At 48.7% G+C, this 5,425-nt stretch carries 3 protein-coding genes and 2 pseudogenes; all 5 read left to right on the forward strand.

Features of this window, described 5'->3' with window-relative positions:
• Positions 1-142 (forward strand): integrase core domain-containing protein (locus NQT62_RS04960; protein WP_256764408.1); only part of this gene is annotated, 142 nt, incomplete at its 5' end.
• 41 nt (positions 143-183) lie between these two features.
• Positions 184-966 (forward strand): annotated as a pseudogene (locus NQT62_RS04965) (IS3 family transposase); the annotation flags it as partial.
• Between the two features lie 49 nt (positions 967-1,015).
• A pseudogene (locus NQT62_RS04970) lies at positions 1,016-1,690 on the forward strand (transposase); the annotation flags it as partial.
• A gap of 245 nt (positions 1,691-1,935) precedes the next feature.
• Positions 1,936-2,448, forward strand: a complete 513-nt coding sequence (locus NQT62_RS04975; protein WP_256763557.1) for a hypothetical protein — start codon at positions 1,936-1,938, stop codon at positions 2,446-2,448.
• A gap of 12 nt (positions 2,449-2,460) precedes the next feature.
• Positions 2,461-5,425: SPM autocatalytic domain-containing protein (locus tag NQT62_RS04980; RefSeq protein ID WP_502361301.1), on the forward strand; the 2,965-nt coding region annotated here is incomplete at its 3' end.

Genomic DNA, 5,425 nt, shown 5'->3' on the forward strand with positions numbered 1-5,425 from the left:
TTGGCTGGCTCAACATTTATTTGATGACTTGGAGCAAATACAGGAACACGCAACAGACTGGATGTGGATTTACAATCACCAAAGGCCCAACATGGCCATCGGTGGAATCACACCCAAAATGAAGTTGGCCATCGCGGCCTAAGCTCTACTTTCGAACCCAGTTAAAAATGGGGGGATTACCCCCGCGCCATTGCCGATGAACAACGCATTGAGCAAATACAAATTGTTTGGGACAAAAATAAACAGGTATACGGTGCCGACAAAGTGTGGAAAGCCATGAAACGGGAGAAGTGGGAGGTGGCTCGCTGCACGGTTGAACGCTTGATGCGCCAGATGGGCTTGCGAGGCGTTATTCGTGGCAAGGCACAACGCACCACCTTTGCAGACCCCAAGGCAGCTTGTCCACTGGACCTTGTCAAACGCCTGTTCAAAGCCGACCGACCCAACCAGTTGTGGGTATCTGATTTCACCTATGTCTCAACCTGGCAGGGATTTGTCTATGTGGCGTTTGTTATCGACGTGTTCTCCCGGCGAATTGTAGGCTGGCGGGCCAGCCGCTCCATGCGTACAGACTTTGTGCTCGACGCACTGGAACAGGCATTGTGGGACCGCCAACCTGACAGAAATCAGTCACTGATTCACCACAGTGACAGGGGTTCACAATACGTGTCTATTCGGTACAGCGAACGCTTGGCTGAGGCTGGCATTGAGCCATCAGTTGGCAGCAAAGGCGACAGCTATGACAACGCGCTGGCAGAGACCATCAATGGCCTGTACAAGGCCGAAGTGATTCACCGCAGAAGTGCCTGGAAAACATTTGAATCAGTCGAGCTAGCTACGCTGGAATGGGTGGCTTGGTTCAATCACCACCGACTAATGGAGTCCTTGGGTTACATTCCACCAGCCGAAGCCGAGATGAATTATTATCAACAACTCGGTCAGCAGGTCGAACAAACCTGCACTTAAGCAAATTGGCCTCTACGAAACCCGGGGCGGTTCACAGAGTGTATTGCTGGAGAAGTTGACCACTTTGCTACATCGGGCACAGCGTCTGGTTCAACAAAAACCAAAGGACAAAAACAAGTTGTATGCCCTGCATGCGCCCGAGGTGGAGTGTATTGGCAAAGGCAAAGCCCGACAGCCCTACGAGTTTGGAGTCAAAGCGGGCTTTGCCATCACCCACAAGAATGGATTGATTGTTGGAGCTAGAACATTTCCTGGCAACCCGTTTGACGGTCACACACTGGCTGAACAACTGGAGCAAACCCGCATTCTGACTGAGGATCACGGCACAAGCCCCAAGCAAGTGTATGTGGACTTGGGCTACAGAGGAGTCGATCATGCAAACCCAGATGTGGAAATCATCCACCGAGGCAAGTACAAATCGCTGACCAAGGCAGACAAAAGGCGGTTGAGAAGAAGGCAAGCGGTTGAACCAACGATTGGCCACCTCAAAGCAGACCACGGAATGCGTAGATGTTGGCTCAAAGGCTCAAGTGGCGATGCACTGCATGTGGTGCTGTGTGCAGCAGGCTTTAATTTGAAGTGGTTGCTGCGGGCAATTGCCCGCTTGGGCCTTCTCGCGCCTGTATTTTTGTACGCATTTATGAGCCAACTCCTTCAGACTAACGAAAAGCTGGCGATGTTGATGAAGAATCAAACCCTGACAATCAAAACGATGCAGGCGTGAAATGAATTTCGCAAGGCCGACTAAATCAGTGTTTCCCTGGAACTTTTGCCGAGAGAGTTGCAACTCAGGGCCGCATACCTTTGCGTCATCACTCGTAATGTTTGTAGTTGGTTGACATTAACTGAACGGAAAAAAACATTCTCAAGTTGAATTGTATAAAGCGTGAGATGATTAATCAGACCTTCTTCTGACTCAATTTCGGTTCGCTTAGGAGCGAGCATTTAAAGATCACTTAGGAGTATCAAATGGGATTTGAAAACGTAGTTCCTACCTTGGAAGAAATTGAGCAGTATGACCTGCCATTTAGACATTACATAGATGACAGCAATTACCCCATGACCTTGACCGCAGACCGATCTCGCGCGATTTATATGAGCGGCGTAGGTTTAACATGCAACCCTGCATTTGGCGACCCTGACGATGTGCTTTCTATTTACTTCGGTAGTCAGGGATTTGAGGTAATTTTAAAGCGTCGTGAATATGCAGATTTGATTGAAACCGAGGGAGGGGTTGAAACACTTAAAAAGAAGAGGTATTTTCCCGCAATTTTAAGTATCTGGAGCCTGAATAATTCATCTTACGGCGCCCCCGATTTGTACAAGAAATACCTAGAGACTCCCGATCAACACACTAAAGAGCTGGCTGACCATTCACTCAATGAGTTCATACAGGTCATGAAGGAATCGATCACCGTGTACGAGCTAGACAAAATCTATCGATTTAATAAATGCCAAGGCATTGTGACTTTTGGCTTTTGATCGGGTGGTGAAATGTCTTTAACTGCAGCACAGGCAACAAGCCTTCTTAGTCAAATCACCACCACGCAAGGTCTGCGAGATTTGATTAAACAGATTTCTGTAGAAGCAACAGGAAAAACGACCATCCTTTACAGTGGACCTACGGTCGGTAGTAACTCTGACAACGCAAGAATTATCAACGGCATGCTGATCAATGGCGAAGATATTCGCGTAATTGATAAAACAGAAGCTGCCAAGTTTTTAGACGTTTTTGACACACGCTCACCAACCTACAACAAAGCGTTGGTCGCAAAATTTGAACAATTGGGTCTGGGCGAAGTAGACCAGTTCGACTCTGCTGCGAATGAGTTTTTGTTCGGAAAAACGGCGGATGGTCAGCGAATTAGCACGGGCGCTTGGGACGATGTTTCTGCTAAGTTTGTCAGCGAAACTGTGGGTGAGGTTCGCACTCTTACCGGGGGCGCGAGTGACCAAAAAATTTTCGCGCAAACCGAAGTGCCTGCAATATTGAACAACTCAAAGATCACTTCAGTGGATGGCATTCAGCGCGTCGATCTTGTTGAAAAAGGCCCAACTGGTGCTTTTGCTGCAATCAAGGCTCAATCCGAAATTTACTCAGCTGAGTTGCGGGTCGCTAGAAATGCGGACGGATCTCTCTATATCGGATCTACGACGTCATCGCTTATGCCTGTAGATGCGCGTAAGTTTTTTGAAGCGACTGGAGTCGAGGGTAAGGCATCTGCTATTCCTCTGACGAATGCGACGAATTTAGGTCAATACATGCCTGACCGGTTATCGGATCATACGACTGGTGCGAAGGTTTTACAAGAGATCAAGGCAAAGTATGAGGTATTAGCAACAAGTCCAGATCTTCCAGGGGTTGATAATTCGGCAGTACGTTCTGGGGCCCTTAAAACACTGAATAAGCTGGGTTGGGCGGGAGATTTTATTGCGCTTGGTTTCGTAGTTAAAGATGCAAATGCGGCCTACAGCAGCGGTAATAAGGCAGCTGGCGATAAGATCGTTAAAGATTGGGCAATTGATTTTGCAGGCGGGCTGGCTGGAGGGCTATCAGCAGCCAAGCTAACTGCCTCGGCGTTAGCGCCTCTTTATCTGGCTGGTCCTGCAGGGGCGGTGATTGCGGGCGGTTTAACTTTAATTGCCGGTGTATTTGGTGGAATTCTCGGTAGCATGGGCGCAACCGCGCTGTCTGATACCTTTTCCAATGACACTGGCGCCGCTGGCCTGGCAGGCGCTACACCACCACGTCGTGATCCCTTGGCGTTAGATTTGGATTGTGATGGTATTGAAACTCTGGGCACACAAGATGGTGTTCGAGTACTGTTCGACCATGACGCGGATGGAGTAAAAACGGGTACGGGTTGGCTCAGGCCCGATGACGGCTGGTTGGTGTTTGATAAGAACGGTAACGGCACCATTGACTCAGGCCGCGAACTGTTTGGTGTGGACACGATGAAGAAAAACGGGGCGTTAGCCACTGATGGTTTTGATGCTCTGGCCGATCATGATGCAAACGCAGATGGTGTCATCAATTCATCGGATCAAGTGTTTGCCAACCTCAAAATTTGGCGTGATCTCAATCAAGACGGCATTAGCCAAAGCGGAGAGTTGTTTGCCTTGTCTGCGCTGGGGATCACATCAATTGGCGTTACAAGCAACCCGACTAACCGAAACCTGGGCAACGGCAACGTGGAAACTGCTACAGGTGCCTTTACTCGATCAAATGGCACAACAGGTGCAACATCGGAAACTTCAGGTGCTGCTGTCAACCTTGACCTTCTTGTGGATTCTTTTTATAGCGAATTTACAGATAAGATCGCATTGACTGATCAAGCAAAGGCTCTCTTTGATCTTAAGGGGGCAGGACGGGTTAGGAACCTCAGTGAGGCAATTAGCCTTTCGGCTGATCTTGGGAATTTGGTTGCGAGCTACGCGACTCAAACAACCCGGCAAAATCAACTCAATCTACTCGACAGTTTTGTTGAAAAGTGGTCGAGCACCTCGGCCATGAAATCTCTGCAACAGCAGGCCGACAGTTTAAGTGCCAAAGGTGTTTCAGTGACTTATCGGCTTGAACAATATAACCCCGGTACTGCGGCTTACACTCAATTTATGAAAAAGCTGGGGATTGTTGAAAAGTTCATGGGCTTTACCTATGCAGGGCCAGGTGGGCAGGCGCGGAATACCCCTTTGGACGAAACCTCTGGCAGCTTAACTGTCAATTTATCAGCACCTCAAATTTCAAGTATTGAGCTTGCTTACGAGCGGTTAAAAACTGATATTCACGAAGCCCTATTACTGCAAACGCGCTACAAAAAATACGCAGATTTAATTGATATTGCAGTGAGTGGTGATCAACTCGCACTTGAATTCTCTACTGTTCAAGATAGTTTCAAGGCGGCTATTTCTGCAAACCCCCAAGAAGGATTAATCGAACTTATTGAATTCGCAAGTGCTGTTGGTATTGAGCGCCTTCACAACGCGAGATGGAATGTCATAGATTTTATTGCAGATCAATTCCGTAAGGCCCCGGTTGTCCAAGCCTTCGAAACGGAGCTGAAAGCCTATGCGGTGCATTTGCTCCCGGCAGGCGCCCCTACAGAATTTGGTACCGCGAAGATCGATCTTACGTTGGGCTCGAGTGCGAATGATCAAATCCAGGGTCGGGGAGGCAATGATCTGTTGTTCGGAAAAAGCGGAAATGATTATATCTTGGGCGACGAAGGTGATGACCGCCTTGAGGGCGGACTTGGTAACGACTACGTTGCAGGCGGCACGGGCAACGACACCTATGTGTTTGGCAAAGGCGATGGGCAAGACACCATTGTCGAGGACTACTACGAGACCAACGCCGCACGCGTGAACACATTGTTGTTCAAGACTGGGGTTCTGCCCACTGAGCTAAACCTGCAGGCTTCAGGTTCAGACCTGGTGATTAAGATCAACGGCACCACAG

It is taken from the genome of Limnobacter humi, from assembly GCF_024518835.1.
Classification (GTDB): Bacteria; Pseudomonadota; Gammaproteobacteria; order Burkholderiales; family Burkholderiaceae_B; genus Limnobacter; species Limnobacter humi.

Coding starts and splice junctions, on each gene's coding strand:
- NQT62_RS04975 (WP_256763557.1), top strand. CDS start 1,936: ATGGGATTTGAAAACGTAGTTCCTACCTTGGAAGAAATTGAGCAGTAT.